General features: G+C 66.4%; 16 protein-coding genes. 9 read left to right on the forward strand and 7 right to left on the reverse strand.

The features are described from left to right. Window positions 1–28 precede the first annotated feature (28 nt). A complete protein-coding gene (locus tag Q5H91_RS12520; RefSeq protein WP_305173743.1) occupies window positions 29–1543 on the reverse strand; it encodes an O-antigen ligase family protein in 1515 nt (504 codons plus the stop codon). A 29-nt stretch (window positions 1544–1572) separates the two neighbouring features. Then, the gene (locus tag Q5H91_RS12525; protein WP_305173744.1) at window positions 1573–2799 is read right to left on the reverse strand and encodes an acyltransferase family protein; all 1227 of its coding nucleotides are present in this window, start codon (window positions 2797–2799) and stop codon (window positions 1573–1575) included. A 197-nt stretch (window positions 2800–2996) separates the two neighbouring features. Between Q5H91_RS12525 and Q5H91_RS12530 the strand changes: the two genes are divergently transcribed. Further along, the gene (locus Q5H91_RS12530; protein WP_305173745.1) at window positions 2997–4574 is read left to right on the forward strand and encodes a lysine--tRNA ligase; all 1578 of its coding nucleotides are present in this window, start codon (window positions 2997–2999) and stop codon (window positions 4572–4574) included. A gap of 289 nt (window positions 4575–4863) precedes the next feature. Beyond that, window positions 4864–5349: a hypothetical protein gene (locus tag Q5H91_RS12535; protein ID WP_305173746.1), complete on the forward strand. Its 486-nt coding sequence runs from the start codon at window positions 4864–4866 to the stop codon at window positions 5347–5349. 107 nt (window positions 5350–5456) lie between these two features. Here Q5H91_RS12535 and Q5H91_RS12540 read toward each other — a convergent pair whose 3' ends face one another. After that, the gene (locus tag Q5H91_RS12540) at window positions 5457–5882 is read right to left on the reverse strand and encodes an organic hydroperoxide resistance protein (protein ID WP_305173747.1); all 426 of its coding nucleotides are present in this window, start codon (window positions 5880–5882) and stop codon (window positions 5457–5459) included. Window positions 5883–5977: 95 nt separating this feature from the next. On the opposite strand from Q5H91_RS12540, the gene Q5H91_RS12545 reads away from it, so the two are divergent. After that, window positions 5978–6406: a MarR family winged helix-turn-helix transcriptional regulator gene (locus Q5H91_RS12545; RefSeq protein WP_305173748.1), complete on the forward strand. Its 429-nt coding sequence runs from the start codon at window positions 5978–5980 to the stop codon at window positions 6404–6406. Between the two features lie 239 nt (window positions 6407–6645). Here Q5H91_RS12545 and Q5H91_RS12550 read toward each other — a convergent pair whose 3' ends face one another. The 3 genes from Q5H91_RS12550 to sucC all read right to left on the reverse strand — a co-directional run bounded on the left by Q5H91_RS12550 (window position 6646) and on the right by sucC (window position 9721). Next, window positions 6646–7575, reverse strand: a complete 930-nt coding sequence (locus Q5H91_RS12550; RefSeq protein ID WP_305173749.1) for an electron transfer flavoprotein subunit alpha/FixB family protein — start codon at window positions 7573–7575, stop codon at window positions 6646–6648. Further along, window positions 7572–8321: an electron transfer flavoprotein subunit beta/FixA family protein gene (locus Q5H91_RS12555; RefSeq protein WP_305173750.1), complete on the reverse strand. Its 750-nt coding sequence runs from the start codon at window positions 8319–8321 to the stop codon at window positions 7572–7574. The genes Q5H91_RS12550 and Q5H91_RS12555 overlap by 4 nt, the downstream gene beginning before the upstream one ends. 200 nt (window positions 8322–8521) lie before the next feature. Beyond that, complete coding sequence (sucC, locus tag Q5H91_RS12560) at window positions 8522–9721, reverse strand: ADP-forming succinate--CoA ligase subunit beta (RefSeq protein WP_305173751.1); 1200 nt, start codon at window positions 9719–9721, stop codon at window positions 8522–8524. Window positions 9722–9849: 128 nt separating this feature from the next. Here sucC and Q5H91_RS12565 point away from each other — a divergent pair, with 128 nt between their 5' ends. Continuing rightward, complete coding sequence (locus tag Q5H91_RS12565; RefSeq protein ID WP_305173752.1) at window positions 9850–10374, forward strand: sterol desaturase family protein; 525 nt, start codon at window positions 9850–9852, stop codon at window positions 10372–10374. Window positions 10375–10398: 24 nt separating this feature from the next. Continuing rightward, window positions 10399–10743: a pilus assembly protein PilZ gene (locus tag Q5H91_RS12570; protein WP_305173753.1), complete on the forward strand. Its 345-nt coding sequence runs from the start codon at window positions 10399–10401 to the stop codon at window positions 10741–10743. A gap of 54 nt (window positions 10744–10797) precedes the next feature. On the opposite strand, the gene Q5H91_RS12575 is transcribed toward Q5H91_RS12570, so the two are convergent. Then, window positions 10798–11733 carry a ribose-phosphate pyrophosphokinase gene (locus Q5H91_RS12575; RefSeq protein WP_305173754.1) on the reverse strand — a complete coding sequence of 312 codons (936 nt, stop codon included), beginning with the start codon at window positions 11731–11733 and terminating at the stop codon, window positions 10798–10800. A gap of 82 nt (window positions 11734–11815) precedes the next feature. Here Q5H91_RS12575 and Q5H91_RS12580 point away from each other — a divergent pair, with 82 nt between their 5' ends. The 4 genes from Q5H91_RS12580 to ribD all read left to right on the forward strand — a co-directional run. Then, a complete protein-coding gene (locus Q5H91_RS12580; RefSeq protein ID WP_305173755.1) occupies window positions 11816–13144 on the forward strand; it encodes a glutamate--tRNA ligase in 1329 nt (442 codons plus the stop codon). A 123-nt stretch (window positions 13145–13267) separates the two neighbouring features. Then, a complete protein-coding gene (locus Q5H91_RS12585; RefSeq protein ID WP_305173756.1) occupies window positions 13268–13933 on the forward strand; it encodes an energy transducer TonB in 666 nt (221 codons plus the stop codon). A 287-nt stretch (window positions 13934–14220) separates the two neighbouring features. Then, on the forward strand, window positions 14221–14568 hold the full coding sequence (locus Q5H91_RS12590; protein WP_305173757.1) for a hypothetical protein: 348 nt from the start codon (window positions 14221–14223) through the stop codon (window positions 14566–14568). An 8-nt stretch (window positions 14569–14576) separates the two neighbouring features. Further along, window positions 14577–15420, forward strand: an 844-nt coding sequence (gene ribD, locus Q5H91_RS12595; protein ID WP_305173758.1) for a bifunctional diaminohydroxyphosphoribosylaminopyrimidine deaminase/5-amino-6-(5-phosphoribosylamino)uracil reductase RibD, incomplete at its 3' end; no start/stop codon positions are given.

A 15420-nucleotide genomic window follows, 5' to 3' on the forward strand; every position in this document is an offset into this window, starting at 1 on the left:
AACGCTACCCGCGTTCAATGCGCCGCGGTCATGCTAGGGCGGATCGCTCTTCAACCGGCGTATCAAGGCGCCGTGCCAGTAAGGCTCGTGCCGGTTTCACAGTTTCGGACTTAAAGGCATGACTTACCGAATTACTGAGGGCGAACAGGAGCAGGATCGTGCTGACGATACGTGGCTCGGTTGGAACGAAGGGGAACATTGATGCCGCCGCGAAGACGATACCCAACCCCAGATCGGCCAGACTGCCTGCTCCACGCTGCCGAACGGTCCTGCGCGCGGTGTACGCGTTTATTCCCTGCAGCAGCAGCGCACCGACGAAGAGCGACAAACCGATCAGCCCCGAAAATAGCGCTATCGCCAGATAGCCGTTGACGAAGTCGATGATGCCTTCACCCTGTGTCATGCTGACCATCTGCTGTTTGACCGCCTCAATGGGCTGGCCGATCAGAGGATGTGCTCTCACCGTTTCGAAGCCCAGATCGCTCAATCGGTCGCGATACTCGTTGCTGCTCCTAGCATCGGACGAGAACCCAACGAGACTGGCGACCCGCGGACTGGTCAGCGCCGCGCCATAGACTACCACGCCGGCCAGCAACATCGTGGGTAGGTAGCCGGCAATCGCCCGCCCGCCACGGCGTGAAAAGACGACGCCGATACTGCCGCAGACCGCACCTAGCCACGCACCACGCGCCTGCATGCAGAAGAGCCCGACGATCAGCACCGCCATTACGATCCGAAAGCCCATCCTGCTCGGGAAGAGATCGCGCGCCGCAAACGCGGTCACTACGCAGAGTGTAAGGATCGTGCCCGATAGGGGCGGATTCATCATCGGTCCGCCTGCGCGCAGCATCCCACCCCGCATCTTCACGCCGGCATTGACCAGCGTGCCGAACTGCTGGCCATATACCTGGTACATCGGCCAGACCCTGACACTCTCGAAGATTGCGATCGCCGACAGGGCGAGTCCCGCCCCGATCACTAATAGGAACGCGTTGCGGACACAGGCTGGGTCACCCAGCGCCTTCCTCACGAGCATGTACGGAATCACGAACGTTATCAGATTTTCGGTTACAACACGCAGCAGGTTCGTGAACGTCGAGTCCCGGGCGCCGATGAAGGTGAAGACCAGGATGATTGCACAGGCCGGTATGTCGCTGATGAACGCCGCAGAGCCGTTGCGCCCCGTCCAGAACAGGCTGCCGACTAGCAGACCCAGCCCGACACAGGCAGTCGAAGAAATGTTAAAGAGCTGCAGCGATCCCACCATCACGGTAATTCCGATCTGCGGCAGCACGATAATGAGAAACAGCGCCGTTCCGGCAGCTGTCGACCGTTTGCGCGCGAACAAGGCTGTGACGGCGGCCACCGCCCCGAATGCCGCGTAAATCTGCGTGATGCAAAGCACTAAGAAAGCGGAGGCATTCGCGTACATTGCAGTCTGCGCTACTGTCCGCAGATTGCGCCGGACGAAAATCGTCAGCAGGGCGATTGCCATAACCGAAAGGACGGCGATTACGATGCTGGTTTTAAGAGTGTAGATCATGCGTCTGCCGTTCCGGAATGATCGCGCCGTCAGCGCTGGTGCAGCTTCGCCTGCGCGTCCCTAGCCCTTTGAGCGGCTTTTGCATAACCGCCTGCCATGAAGGGCCGCTCCACCAATTTCCAGCTGACGATAGACAGCACAAGCGTGCAAGTCGCCGACAGGGCAAAGTAGACGAGAAACGGCTGTCCTGGCCCCAGCTCGGCTCGAATGATTTGCTGGGTCGGAAAGGCATAAAGGTACATGCCATAGGACAGGTCATTGGCCCGCGCCCGCATCTCGACCGACGTCTTCGGTGTCGAGCAGACGTAGAATAGAATATACGCGAGGCCTGGCGTGTAGATCACGTCCATCAGAATGCGCGCGGTCAGCTGTTGCGAGGGTAGCCAGGTTGCCGCGAGCCACGCCACGGCAATACCCAGCAGGATCAACGGACTGCGCGGAATGGCCGTGCGATAGGCGTGGAACAACATGCCGGTCACGAACCATCCCGCGACCGAGAACCACAGCAGTGGCCAGCCTACAACCGCGCCGATGATCCCGAACCCCGGATTCCATCCGGTCAGATCGGCATAGATCTTCGCGGCCGTCAGGATCGCCAGCACCACCCAGCACCCCACCACGAACCGCTGTCGCAGCAGCGAAACGCCTGCGACCAGCCCGATATAGCAGAACACCTCGTACCAGATGCTCCATAGCGATCCGTTGATTGCGGCAATCGGTGCACCCTCGAACACCTGATCGACCGGCGCATAGCCACGGAACACAAGATTGGCTCCCAGCCAAGTCGGAAAGCTTTGGCGCAGCAGCCCCCAGGGATCGAGGCCCGCGTAGATCGGGGCGACGATGTACGCGCCGGCGAACACCGCGACCAGATAGGCCGGGTACAACCGCTGCGCCCGCTTCACCGTAAAACGCCAGGCGCTACTGCTGCTTTCCCAACTGCGGAGGATCAGCGCGCCGCTAAGAATCAGGAAGCAGGCCACTCCGACATTGCCCGCGTTGTAGAGGCCGCGAGTCAGTTGCGCGATCGGTTCGATGCCCTCGTCGCCCAGGTAGATGGCAAAGGAATGCGACCACAGCACCATCAGCGCCAGCATCAGCCGCGCCACGGTGACGTTGTTGTCGCCGTTCAGGATGTTGGTCATCAGCAGTGGCGCATCCGCCGTGCGCCGCCGGCCTATGATCCGCCGCGCGGCTCCACCCTCGCCAAAATCGGTCGCGACCGACGCGTGCAGCTCCTGTCGGGGTTCAGCCATGGCGGACGGCTCTACCGATCCAGTATGTCGACGCGGTTAACAGCGTCGCGTCGGTCGGGATCATGGCGGTCCTTGAAGGCGGCGGAAATAGTGGATCCGGACGAAGCTGCTGCCTTCGTCCTGAACGTGATGAACGGCGATGCGGAAGATCGCATAGCATTTGCGCTTCCCGCCCCAAAGCGCCAGATGCGTGGCCGATGACCGATACCGACCTGCGCACCGCCGCCCTCGAATCCAAGGCCTGGCCCTATGAGGAGGCGAGGAAGCTTCTTGCCCGCTATCCGGACGGGAAGCCAGACGGCGCGCCGATCCTGTTCGAGACCGGCTATGGCCCATCCGGCCTGCCGCACATCGGCACGTTCAACGAGGTGCTGCGCACCACCATGGTCCGCAACGCCTTTCACGCGCTGTCCGACCGGCCGACCCGGCTGATCGCGTTCAGCGACGACATGGACGGGCTGCGCAAGGTGCCCGACAACGTCCCCAATGGCGACATGCTGCGCCAGCATCTCGGCAAGCCGCTGACCCGCATCCCCGATCCGTTCGGTACGCACGACAGCTTCGCCGCGCACAACAATGCGCGGCTGCGCAGCTTCCTCGACCAATATGGCTTCGACTATGAGTTCGCCTCGTCGACCGAGTACTACACCGGCGGCCGGTTCGACGACGCGCTGAAAGTCGTCTTGCGCAACTTCGACGCGATTCAGGCGGTGATGCTGCCGACGTTGCGCGCCGAGCGCGCGGCCACCTACTCGCCCGTGTTGCCGATCTCGCCGACCACCGGCGTCGTGCTCCAGGTGCCGGTCGAGGTGGTGGATGCCGACGCCGGCACCATCGCCTTCACCGACGAGGATGGCCAGCGGATCACCCAGTCGGCGCTTGGCGGCCTATCGAAACTGCAATGGAAGGTCGACTGGGCGATGCGCTGGGTGGCACTCGGCGTCGACTATGAGATGGCGGGCAAGGACCTGATCGATTCGGTCATTCAGTCGGGCAAGATCGCCCGTGTCCTCGGCGCCCGTCCGCCCGAAGGCTTCAACTACGAGATGTTCCTCGACGAGCATGGCCAGAAGATCTCGAAGTCGAAGGGCAACGGCCTGTCGATCGAGGATTGGCTGACCTATGGCCCAGAGGAGAGCCTCGCCTTCTTCGCCTATCGGGAACCGAAAAAGGCCAAGCAGCTGCACATGGGCGTCATCCCGCGCGCGGTCGACGAATATTGGCAGTTCCGCGGCAACTATGCTGGGCAGGATCTGAAGCAGCGGCTCGGCAACCCCGTCCACCACATCCATGACGGGCGGGTGCCAGAGGAGGCGCTGCCGGTCACGTTCGGCCTGCTGCTCAATCTGGTCGGAGTGATGGGAGAGGCGTCCAAAGATCAGGTCTGGGGCTATCTGGCCAATTACGTGCCGGATGCCGACCCTGCACGCTATCCGGCACTCGACCGGCTGATCGGCCACGCACTTGCCTATGCCCGCGATTTCGTCGCACCGACATTGCAGCGGCGTGCGCCGGAGGGCGTGGAGGTCGCGGCGCTCCGCCGGCTCGATACCGAACTGGCGGCGTTGCCCGCGGACGCAAGCGCCGAGGACATCCAGAACATCGTTTACGAGATCGGCAAGACCGGCGATTTCGCCGAGCTGCGCGACTGGTTCAAGGCGCTGTACGAGACGCTGCTCGGCTCGTCGCAGGGGCCGCGGATGGGCAGCTTCATCAAGCTTTACGGCATCGCCAACAGCCGCGCGCTGATCGCCGACGCGCTCGCCCGCGCCTGACGCGAGCGCCAAGATCGCTGTCCTGGCCACACAATTTCCTCGGTGGCGAGGCGGCGGGTCGGTCCGGCGCTGGGCGATGATTTATGGCGCGCCCGTGTGGCTGTTTATCCTGCTGACGCCGATCTAGCGCTACTGACCGTCAAGGCAGGCAATATCGTCAACGAAATCTGACGGTCGCATCTTGTTGACATAATCGGCTGTCGCTAGAGTCAGAGCAGATTGACCGAGAGGATCCATGCCCCCTCACCTCGAAACACAGCTACGCGACCAAACCGCAGATGCGCCACGCGTGTTCGTAGAGGAGGCGCTGGGCCGCTTCTCGGGCAACCATGTCCGGCAGTATCGACCGATGATCGAAGCCGCGCAAGTCGCCGCGGACGAGGCGAAGGCGACGCTCGTCCGCTGGGTGGAGGCGGCACGGCGCGCAGGGATGAGCTGGACGGATGTCGGCGAGCTGGTCGGCATCAGCAAACAGGCGGCGCAACAGCGCTACGGGCGTGAGCCGGTGCCAGACGCGCCGTTCGGCACGATCGTGGTGGTGCCCGGCCCGACCGGCGCCACCGAGCAGGAGCTGCTCGACCGAGAGGGGGCTGCGGGGCGCGAGCTGGTCGGCGTCGATGCGACACGGCTGTTGTTTCGCCAGACCGATCGGGTGTGGGAGCATCATCGCAGCGTCGATCCGCTCGATCCCGCGGAAATGGAGGCGGGCGGCTGGGCCGAGGCGGCGCGCTGGTTCGTCTTCGCCTATTACAGGCGGCCCGGATCGGGCGGCTGACGGTGGGCGGCTGAAGGATCGACGCACGGGCCGGCGGAGGGAGCCGACCCGTGCGGATCACCCGGCTGCAAGGGGAGGAGATTGCGCCAGGGTAACGGGTTGAACGATCAGGCGATGGTCAGCCCGACATCGACATTGCCACGCGTCGCATTGGAATAGGGGCACACCTGGTGCGCTGCCTCGACCAGCCGCTCGGCATCCTCGTGCGAGAGGCCGGGCAGCGCGACGCTGAGGTCGGCGGTGATGCCGAACCCGCCTTCGGACCGCGGACCGATACCGACGGTCGCGGTGACCTTCGCATCGGCGGGTACCTTCAGCTTCAGCGAGGGGGCTACAGCCTTCATCGCGCCAACGAAACACGCCGAATAGCCCGCCGCGAACAGCTGTTCCGGATTGGCGCCGTCACCGCCCGCCCCGCCCAGTTCGCGCGGCGTCGACAACGTGACCTCGAACCCACCGTCCTCGACCGCGGCATGGCCGTCGCGACCCCCGGTAGCATAGGCAGTGGTGCGGTACTTGACGTCGACGCTCATCGATTGCCCTTATCGCTATAAATGTTGCTGCGATACCTATCTAGGGAGTGCGCAGAGGCTTGTCCAGCCAATTATTATCGCGATATAAATCGGCGATGCCCACGCCGCTGCCGCTCGATCATCAGCTCTGCTTCTCGCTCTATGCGGCGAGCATCGCGGTCAATCGCCTCTACAAGCCGATGCTCGACCGGCTCGGCATCACCTACCCGCAGTTCCTGGTGCTCGGCGCCTTGTGGGACGAGGATGGACGGACGGTCGGGAGAATTGCCGCGCGGCTGTCACTCGAGTCGAGCACGATCACGCCGCTCGTCAAGCGGCTGGAGGCGGCGGGACTGGTGACGCGCACCCGCGATGCGCAGGACGAGCGACAGGTACGGGTGGCGCTGACCCCCGAGGGGCGGGCGTTGCAGCAGGAGTGCAGCTGCCTGGCCGAGGCGCTGGTGGCACGGTCGGGGCGGTCGATGGCGGAGTTGCAGGCGCTGAACCGCCAGGTCCAGGCGCTGCGGAGCGCGCTGGAGGGCTAAGTTTTCCGCCGCACCGAGCCCTACCGGCAGTCCCCGACATCCATGTCATCACGAATGCAGCTCGGTCCCGTGCGGGGCAGTGGACGACGGGACAACCCTAGGATGACGGTCAGAACGGAGCTGCAAACTTCTCTTTGTGCTCTCGCAAAGGCGGGAGCCCAGTGCCTTCGCCGCAGAGGTGAGGCTAGGTAATACTGGGCTCCCGCCTTCGCGGGAGAACACAGGCAGAGAGCGGTCGATTACAGCTTTTCGGTCAGCTCCGGCACCACCTTGAACAGGTCGCCGACCAGGCCGAGGTCGGCGACCTGGAAGATCGGGGCGTCCTCGTCCTTGTTGATCGCGATGATCGTCTTGCTGTCCTTCATGCCCGCCAAATGCTGGATCGCGCCGGAAATCCCAACCGCGACATAGACCTCGGGTGCCACGATCTTGCCCGTCTGGCCGACCTGATAGTCGTTGGGAGCATAGCCCGCATCGACCGCGGCGCGGCTGGCGCCGACACCGGCGCCCAGCTTGTCGGCGAGCGGGTCGATCAGCGCGTGGAACTGCTCTTCCGAGCCGAGCGCACGGCCACCAGAGACGATGATCTTGGCGCTGGTCAGCTCGGGCCGGGCATTTGCGGCGATCTCCGACCCGGCGAAGGTCGACAATCCCGTGTCGCCGGTCGAGGCGACGGCCTCGACGATACCCGAACCACCCTCCGCCGCCGCCTTGTCGAACGCGGTGCCGCGGATCGTCAGGACCTTCTTGGCGTCTGCGGTCTGAACGGTGGCGATCGCATTGCCGGCGTAGATCGGCCGGGTGAAGGTGTCCGGCCCCTCGACCGACAGCACTTCGGAGATCTGCATCACGTCGAGCAGCGCGGCGACGCGCGGCGCGATGTTCTTGCCGGTCGTGGTGGCGGGCACGACGAACGCATCGTGATGGCCCATCAGCTCGACCACCAGCGGTGCAACATTCTCGGCGAGCGCATGGGCAAAGGCCGCGTCGTCGGCGACATGGACCTTGCCCACGCCGGCGATCTTCGCCGCCGCCTGCGCAACGCCATCGACGCCCTGACCGGCAACCAGCAGATGCACCTCGCCCAGCTGCGACGCGGCGGTGACCGCGGCGAGCGTGGCGTCCTTCACCGTCGAGCCGTCATGCTCGACCCAGACCAGAGTCTTCACTTCGCCACTCCCATCGCCTTCAGCTTCATCACCAGCTCGTCGACATCGGCGACCTTGACGCCGGCCGAGCGCTTGTTGGGCTCGGCGACCTTCAGCGTCGTCAGGCGCGGGGTCACGTCGACGCCAAAATCGGCGGCGGTCTTCTGCGCCAAGGGCTTGGACTTGGCCTTCATGATGTTGGGCAGCGAGGCATAGCGCGGCTCGTTTAGGCGCAGGTCGGTCGTGACGATCGCCGGCAGCTTCAGGTCATCAGTTTCAAGCCCGCCGTCGACCTCGCGCGTCACCTTGGCGGTTTCGCCCGCGATCTCGACCTTCGACGCGAACGTGCCCTGCGCCCAGCCGAGCAGGCCGGCGAGCATCTGCCCGGTCTGGTTGTTGTCGTCGTCGATCGCCTGCTTGCCCAGAATGACCAGCTGCGGCTGCTCCTCCTCGACGATCTTCGCCAGGATCTTGGCGACGCCGAGCGGCTCGACCTTCGTGTCGCTGGTGACGAGAATGCCGCGGTCTGCGCCCATCGCGAGCGCGGTGCGGATCGTCTCCTGCGCCTTCTGCTCCCCGATCGAGACGACCACGATCTCGGTGACGCCGGCGCGGTCCTTCAGCCGGATCGCCTCCTCGACGGCGATCTCGTCGAAGGGGTTCATCGACATCTTGACGTTGGCCAGGTCGACACCCGTCCCGTCCGCCTTCACCCGCGGCTTCACGTTATAGTCAAGCACGCGCTTGACCGGCACCAGCACCTTCATCGGGGCTCCTCTCGGGTCAACAATCCGGTTCGTGGGTCGCACTAGTCACGAACAGGGCATTTTCGCAAGTCCGGTATGGTTCGGCAGCCTCGTCATGCCGGGCTGGTCCCGTCATGACGCGCGCCAACGATCTCACAACGAAGAAGGGCCCGGACGTTTCCGTCCGAGCCCCTCGGCATAGCGGAAGATCCGCCGCACGATTACGCCGCCTTCTGCACCTCGGCGACGATCTTGCGGGCGGCGTCGCCCAGATCGTTGGCGGGAACGATGGCGAGGCCCGAATTGGCCAGGATGTCCTTGCCCTGCTGGACGTTGGTGCCCTCCAGCCGGACGACCAGCGGAACCTGCAGGTTCACTTCCTTCGCCGCCGCGACGATGCCGTCGGCGATGATGTCGCAGCGCATGATGCCGCCGAAGATGTTGACCAGGATGCCCTTCACCGCCGGATCGGACAGGATGATCTTGAACGCCGCGGTCACCTTCTCCTTGTTGGCGCCGCCGCCTACGTCGAGGAAGTTGGCCGGGAACATGCCGTTCAGCTTGATGATGTCCATCGTCGCCATGGCCAGGCCGGCGCCGTTGACCATGCAGCCGATATCACCGTCCAGCTTGATGTACGCCAGGTCGTACTTCGACGCCTCCAGCTCCATCGCGTCCTCTTCGGTGGTGTCGCGCAGTTCCATCAGGTCTTTGTGACGGAACATGGCGTTGCCGTCGAAGCCGACCTTGGCGTCGAGCACCATCAGCTTGCCGTCCTCGGTAACGGCCAGCGGGTTGATCTCGATCTGCTCGGCATCGGTACCCAGGAACGCGTCGTACAGCTTCGACGCGACGTTGGCGGCCTGCTTGGCGAGATCGCCCTTCAGCTCCAGCGCGGCGGCGACGGCGCGACCGTGATGGCCCTGGAAGCCGGTGGCGGGGTCGATGTCGATCGAGTGGATCTTCTCCGGCGTGTCATGCGCCACCGTCTCGATGTCCATGCCGCCCTCGGTCGAGGCGACCATCGAGATGCGGCCGGTCGCGCGGTTGACGAGCAGCGCCAGGTAGAATTCCTTGGCGATGTCGACGCCGTCGGTCACGTACAGGCGGTTCACCTGCTTGCCGGCATCACCGGTCTGGATCGTCACCAGCGTGTTGCCGAGCATGTCGGTCGCCGCGGCGCGCACCTCGTCCTCGGTCTTCGCCAGCCGCACGCCGCCCTTGGCGTCGGGGCCCAGCTCCTTGAACTTGCCCTTGCCGCGGCCGCCGGCGTGGATCTGCGCCTTGACGACATAGAGCGGCCCCGGCAGCTTCTTCGAGGCCTCGACCGCCTCCTCCACGCTCATCGCGGCAAAGCCTGCGGGAACGGGAACGCCGAACTTGGCCAGCAATTCCTTTGCCTGATACTCGTGGATGTTCATGGGCGGCCTCGCCTTATGATGCTATCGGGAACGTACCGCCCTTTGCACAGGCGGGCACGCGAATCCACCCTAACCGGACAGCGTGAGCAAATCGTTATTGCGAGTGCAACGCAATAGATGGAACTACGATGCCCTGGCCGCTCGGCGCCCTGATCCTCCTCCTGACCGTGATCGGCATGGAAGGCTTTGCCTATGCCGCCCATCGCTGGTTGATGCACGGACCCGGCTGGTTCCTCCACGCCAGCCACCACCGCGCGCGCCCCGGCAACTGGGAGTGGAACGACCTGTATGCGGCGATCTTCGCGGTGCCGTCGATCGTGCTGCTGCTGGGCGGGTTGCAATGGGGCTGGTGGCCGGGCTGTGCCTGGATCGGCGCCGGGATCGCGGCCTATGGCGCGATCTATTTCGGGTTCCACGACGTGATCGTCCACCAGCGCATCCCCACCCGCTACCTGCCGAAGTCGCGCTACATGAAGCGGATCGTCCAGGCGCACCGGCTGCACCATGTCGTCGAGACGAAGGAGGGCAACGTCTCGTTCGGGTTCCTGGTCGCGCCCCGGCCCGAGTCGCTAAAGGCGGAGCTGAAGCGGCGGTCGCGGGCCGGCGTCCGCGCACCTAAAACGACCGGGGCGGACGCATCAACGCGGCCTTAACCGTCCCTGCCTCAGGGTCGGGCCATGGAACGCCCGGTCTTCAACCCGCCCTTCGCGCCCGCTCCGCCGCCGCCCGGCGCGACCCACGATCGGCGCGACACCGCGCGGCGGTCGGTGCGGATGCACGCGCACCTGCGCGATCGGGGTCAGACACGGTTCGATATCGACGTCAGCGACCTGTCGACGACCGGCTTCCGCGCGGCGACCGCCTTTACCCTCTATCCCGGCACGATCGTGTGGCTGACCCTGCCCGGCCTCGCGCCGATCGAGGCGGTGGTCGCGTGGCACGACCGCTATCACTATGGCTGCACCTTCGCGCGGCCGCTACACCCTGCGGTGTTCGATCACATCGTGGGCATGTCCCACTAGCGACGACAGCAAGGCCGCCGCCGCCCGGTAAGGGCGTGTCCGATCGATCGGCGATCAATCGAACAGGCTGGACACGCTCGTCTCGTCCGCGATCCGCTTGATCGCCTCGCCGAGCAGCGGGGCGATGGGCAGGTGGCGGATCTTGTCCGTCGTGCCGATCGACTCGTGGTTGCCGATCGAGTCGGTGATGACCAGCTCGCGCAAGGCCGATCCCGCCACCCGCGCCACCGCGCCGCCCGACAGCACGCCGTGGGTGACATAGGCGACGACGTCCTCCGCCCCCGCCTCGCGCAGCGCCGCCGCGGCGTTGCAGAGCGTGCCGGCCGAGTCGACGATGTCGTCGATCAGCACGCAGAACCGGCCCTCGACATCGCCGATGATGTTCATCACCTCCGATTCGCCGGCACGCTCGCGCCGCTTGTCGACGATGGCGAGCGGGGCATTGTCGAGTCGCTTGGCGAGTTGGCGCGCGCGGACCACCCCGCCGACGTCGGGCGACACGACCATCAGGTTGCGGTCGCGGAACCGCGCCAGAATGTCCGCTGACATCACCGGTGCGGCGTAGAGATTGTCGGTCGGGATGTCGAAGAAGCCCTGGATCTGCCCGGCGTGCAGATCGACCGACAGCACGCGGTCGGCGCCCGCCACGGTGATGAGGTTGGCCACCAGCTTGGCCGAGATCGGCGTGCGCGGCCCCGGTTTCCGGTCCTGCCGCGCATAGCCCATATACGGGATCACCGCGGTGATGCGCCGCGCCGACGCGCGCTTCAGCGCGTCGATGATGATGAGCAGTTCCATCAGATTGTCGTTGGCGGGATAGCCGGTCGACTGGATGACGAACACGTCCTCGCCGCGGACATTCTCCTGGATCTCGACGAAGATCTCCTCGTCGGCGAAGCGGCGGACCAGCGCATCGGTCAGCGGGCTTTCCAGATACTGGGCGATCGCGCGCGCGAGCGGCAGGTTCGAATTACCGGTAATCAGTTTCATCTGTGTGACTCCCCGCGTCGCGCACGCCCTTAGGGGCCGGGAGCGGGTAGCGAAAGAGGGTGCGGACACGTAGGGCGGGATCATGACCACCACCCGCTTCGCCCCGTCGCCCACCGGGCGGCTGCACGTCGGCAACATCCGCGCCGCGCTCCACAACTGGCTGTGGGCGAGGAAGACCGGCGGACGCTTCGTGCTGCGCATCGACGACACCGACGCGGAGCGGAGCGAGGAGCGCTTCGTCGACGCGATCCGCCGCGACCTCGACTGGCTGGGCCTGACCCCCGACACCGAGATACGCCAGTCGGAACGGTTCGCGCTCTACGGTGCGCGATTCGACGCGCTGGTCGCCGATGGCCGCATCTATCCGGCCTATGAAAGCGCACAGGAACTGGACCTGAAGCGCAAGGTGCTGCTCGGCCGCGGGCTGCCGCCGGTGTACGACCGCGCCGCGCTGGCACTGTCGGACGCGCAGAAGGCGGCGCTCGAGGCAGACGGCGTCCGACCGCACTGGCGCTTTCGCCTGGACCACGCGATGCCGCTGGCGTGGGACGATCTGGTGCGCGGACCGCAGAACTTCGATCCGTCGACGATGAGCGATCCGGTCGTGCGCCGCGCGGACGGATCGTGGCTCTACATGCTGCCCTCGGCGATCGACGATATCGACCTGGGCATCAGCCATGTCGTGCGCGGCGAGGACCATGTGTCGAACACCGCGCTGCAATTGCAGATGTTCGCGGCGATGGGCGCGACGCCGCCCGCCTTCGCGCACACGGCGCTGCTGACCGGCGCCGAGGGGAAATTGTCGAAGCGGCTGGGCTCGCTGGGCGTCGATCATTTCCGCGATGTCGGGATCGAACCGGCTGCGGTGCGCGCGCTCCTCGCCCGGATCGGGACGAGCGATCCGGTCGAGCCGCTGGTCGATATGGCGCCGCTGGTCGAGGGGTTCGCTTTCGCCCATTTCGGCCGCGCGCCGGCGCGGTTCGACGAGGCGGAACTGGCGCAGCTGAACGCGCGCATCGTCCACCAGCTGCCCCACGACACAGTCGCCGACCGGCTGCCCGCCGGCATGGGTGCGGCGGAGTGGGATGCGGTGCGGCCGAACCTGGCGACGGTCGCGGATGCGGCGTCATGGTGGCAGGTGATCGAGGGGCCAGTCGCGGCGCCCGCCCCGGCGGAAGATGACGTCGCCTATCTGGCGCAGGCGGCCGAGGCGGCGGCGGCGATCGACTGGGCGGGCGATCCCTGGCACGCACTGACCGCCACGCTGAAGGAGGCGACCGGGCGCAAGGGCAAGCCGCTGTTCCTGCCGCTGCGCCGCGCGCTGACCGGGCTGGACCATGGGCCGGACATGACGGCGCTGCTGCCGCTGATCGGACGCGAACGGGCGGTCGCACGGTTGCGAGGCGACTGACGAGCTGCCGACTCTCTGCGCCCGTCATGCGTCGATCAGGTGCACTTGCCTTCCCCTACGGAAAGCGTAACATCACGGGTGCGAAACGGCCGACTCGCTCACTCTGGAAGAGGAGACGGGTGCATGTATGCGGAACGTTACACCGGCGATCGCCGGTTCAGTCTCGGCGGGCTCGCGGCAGCGGTCGGGATCAACGCCGCGGTGATCGGCGCGCTGATGGTCGCGGCACCGCTGGTGACCAAGGCGCCGGCGCCCGACGGACCACTCGAAACCTATCGCGTGCCGATCGAACCGCCGCCCCCACCAGATCCCGCCCCGCGCCGCGAGGCGAAGGCGCCGACCCGGATCGAGGCGCCGTTGCCGCCCCTTCCGCTGCCTCCGACCGACCGCTGGACGGTACAGCCGCTGCCGCCGATCCCCGATGAGCCGACGGGCGACGGCACCATGGCGGGCACCGGAACCGGGCCGGTAGGGACGCCGACACCCGTGCCCGCACTGCCGGTGATCGTCGCACCGGGGGTGGACCCGCGCTACGCCGGCGATTTCCAGCCCGCCTATCCGCCCTCCGAGCAGCGGCTGGGCAATGTCGGCACGGTGACGGTGCGGGTGCTGATCGGCATCGATGGCCGCGTGAAGCAGGTCGAGCGGGTGGCGGCGACCAGCGACGCCTTCTTCCGCGCGACCGAGCGACAGGCGCTGTCCCGCTGGCGCTTCCGCCCCGGCACGCGCGACGGGGTGGCGCAGGAGGCGTGGCGGACGATGACGGTGCGGTTCGTGCTGGATAGCTGAACCGCGTTCGCGCAGAGACTTGACGAAGAATGGGTTCGCGCGAAGACGCAAAGACGCGACGGTGTTTCGGTTGCCGCAGCGTGGCCGCCCGATCGCCGCACCGGTCGAAATGCTGCCGCGCGGCTGGGGGCGAACCCTCCGCGGCTCGGCGCGGATCCTCTTCTACCTTCGCGTCTTAGCGTCTTGGCGCGAACAGCATCCACCCTCCGCCGCCTTTCCGGCGTACGGCTAGGCTTCGCCACACTGCCCACTGGCGCTCGGACAGGCGAGCGCCTATTTTCAGCGACATGAACTTCTTCGGCCGCATGTCGCCCCTGCGCGCGTATCGGGACCTTCGCGTGTTCTTCGCGGGGCGTGAGCCTTACGAACTGTGGTTCCTGATAGCGGCGATGGCGATAACCGGCTTCTTCATCTACGCCTTCGCCAAGGACAGCGCGATCGAGCCGGCGTACAAGCGCGACATCGTCTATGTCGAGCAGTGGAAGGCGGATCGCACCGACGCGCAGATCCGCGCGCAGCAGGCGGTCGACGCGCCGATCAAGGCAAAGCGGCTGGCCGAACAGAAGGCGGCGCAGGAAGAGCGGCAGCGGGGCTTCAAGAAGCTGGACGACGCGATGTCGCGCTGGGGGCTCTGAGCCCCATAATGGACGATGCACGCCGGATGCGCGCCGCGCTCGCGCTGGCCGAGCGCGGACGCGGGCGGACGGTGCCCAATCCCAATGTCGGATGCGTGATCGTGGCGGACGGCCGCGTGGTCGGCCGCGGCTGGACGCAGCCGGGCGGGCGTCCCCATGCCGAGGCGATGGCGCTGGCCGAGGCGGGCGAGAAGTCGCGCGGCGCGACTTGCTACGTCACGCTGGAGCCATGCGCGCATCGCTCCGAACGCGGGCCGGCGTGCAGCGACCTGCTGGCGGCGGCAGGCGTCGCGCGGGTGGTGGCGGCGATCGAGGACCCCGATCCACGGACCGCGGGCGCGGGATTTGCGCGGCTGCGCGCGGCGGGGATTGCGGTGACGACGGGGATCGAGGCGGACGCGGCTCGGCGGTCGATGGCGGGGTTCCTGACGCGGGCGGCGCTGGGGCGGCCGTTCGTGACCCTGAAGCTGGCGACCTCGCTCGACGGGTGCATCGCCCGCAGCGACGGCGAGAGCCGCTGGATCACCGGTGCGGAGGCGCGGGCGCACGCGCATCTGGAGCGGGCACGGCATGAGGCGATCCTGGTCGGGCGCGGGACGCTGGCGGCGGATGCGCCGCGGCTGGACGTGCGGCTGGCGGGGCTGGAAGACCGGTCGCCGCAGCGTGTCGTGTTGAGTACGGCGACCACATACTGTTCACCGGCGGAGGCCGGGGCCCAGTTGGGAGACGAGCGCGCTTCCATCGCTGGAACCAGCCCAACTGGGCCCCGGCCCTCGCCGGGGAACAGGGAAGTGGGCGACTGGATCATCCTGCCCTCGCCCACCGCCATTGCCGAACTCCCCGGCGACCATC

The organism is Sphingomonas aurea (assembly GCF_030678875.1).
Classification (GTDB): domain Bacteria; phylum Pseudomonadota; class Alphaproteobacteria; order Sphingomonadales; family Sphingomonadaceae; genus Sphingomonas; species Sphingomonas aurea.

Excerpts from the sequence above, each read along its gene's own strand:
- Q5H91_RS12520 (WP_305173743.1), bottom strand. The coding sequence starts at position 1,543 with ATGATCTACACTCTTAAAACCAGCATCGTAATCGCCGTCCTTTCGGTT.
- Q5H91_RS12525 (WP_305173744.1), bottom strand. The coding sequence starts at position 2,799 with ATGGCTGAACCCCGACAGGAGCTGCACGCGTCGGTCGCGACCGATTTT.
- Q5H91_RS12530 (WP_305173745.1), top strand. The coding sequence starts at position 2,997 with ATGACCGATACCGACCTGCGCACCGCCGCCCTCGAATCCAAGGCCTGG.
- Q5H91_RS12540 (WP_305173747.1), bottom strand. The coding sequence starts at position 5,882 with ATGAGCGTCGACGTCAAGTACCGCACCACTGCCTATGCTACCGGGGGT.
- Q5H91_RS12545 (WP_305173748.1), top strand. The coding sequence starts at position 5,978 with ATGCCCACGCCGCTGCCGCTCGATCATCAGCTCTGCTTCTCGCTCTAT.
- Q5H91_RS12555 (WP_305173750.1), bottom strand. The coding sequence starts at position 8,321 with ATGAAGGTGCTGGTGCCGGTCAAGCGCGTGCTTGACTATAACGTGAAG.
- sucC (WP_305173751.1), bottom strand. The coding sequence starts at position 9,721 with ATGAACATCCACGAGTATCAGGCAAAGGAATTGCTGGCCAAGTTCGGC.
- Q5H91_RS12565 (WP_305173752.1), top strand. The coding sequence starts at position 9,850 with ATGCCCTGGCCGCTCGGCGCCCTGATCCTCCTCCTGACCGTGATCGGC.
- Q5H91_RS12570 (WP_305173753.1), top strand. The coding sequence starts at position 10,399 with ATGGAACGCCCGGTCTTCAACCCGCCCTTCGCGCCCGCTCCGCCGCCG.
- Q5H91_RS12575 (WP_305173754.1), bottom strand. The coding sequence starts at position 11,733 with ATGAAACTGATTACCGGTAATTCGAACCTGCCGCTCGCGCGCGCGATC.
- Q5H91_RS12580 (WP_305173755.1), top strand. The coding sequence starts at position 11,816 with ATGACCACCACCCGCTTCGCCCCGTCGCCCACCGGGCGGCTGCACGTC.
- Q5H91_RS12585 (WP_305173756.1), top strand. The coding sequence starts at position 13,268 with ATGTATGCGGAACGTTACACCGGCGATCGCCGGTTCAGTCTCGGCGGG.
- Q5H91_RS12590 (WP_305173757.1), top strand. The coding sequence starts at position 14,221 with ATGAACTTCTTCGGCCGCATGTCGCCCCTGCGCGCGTATCGGGACCTT.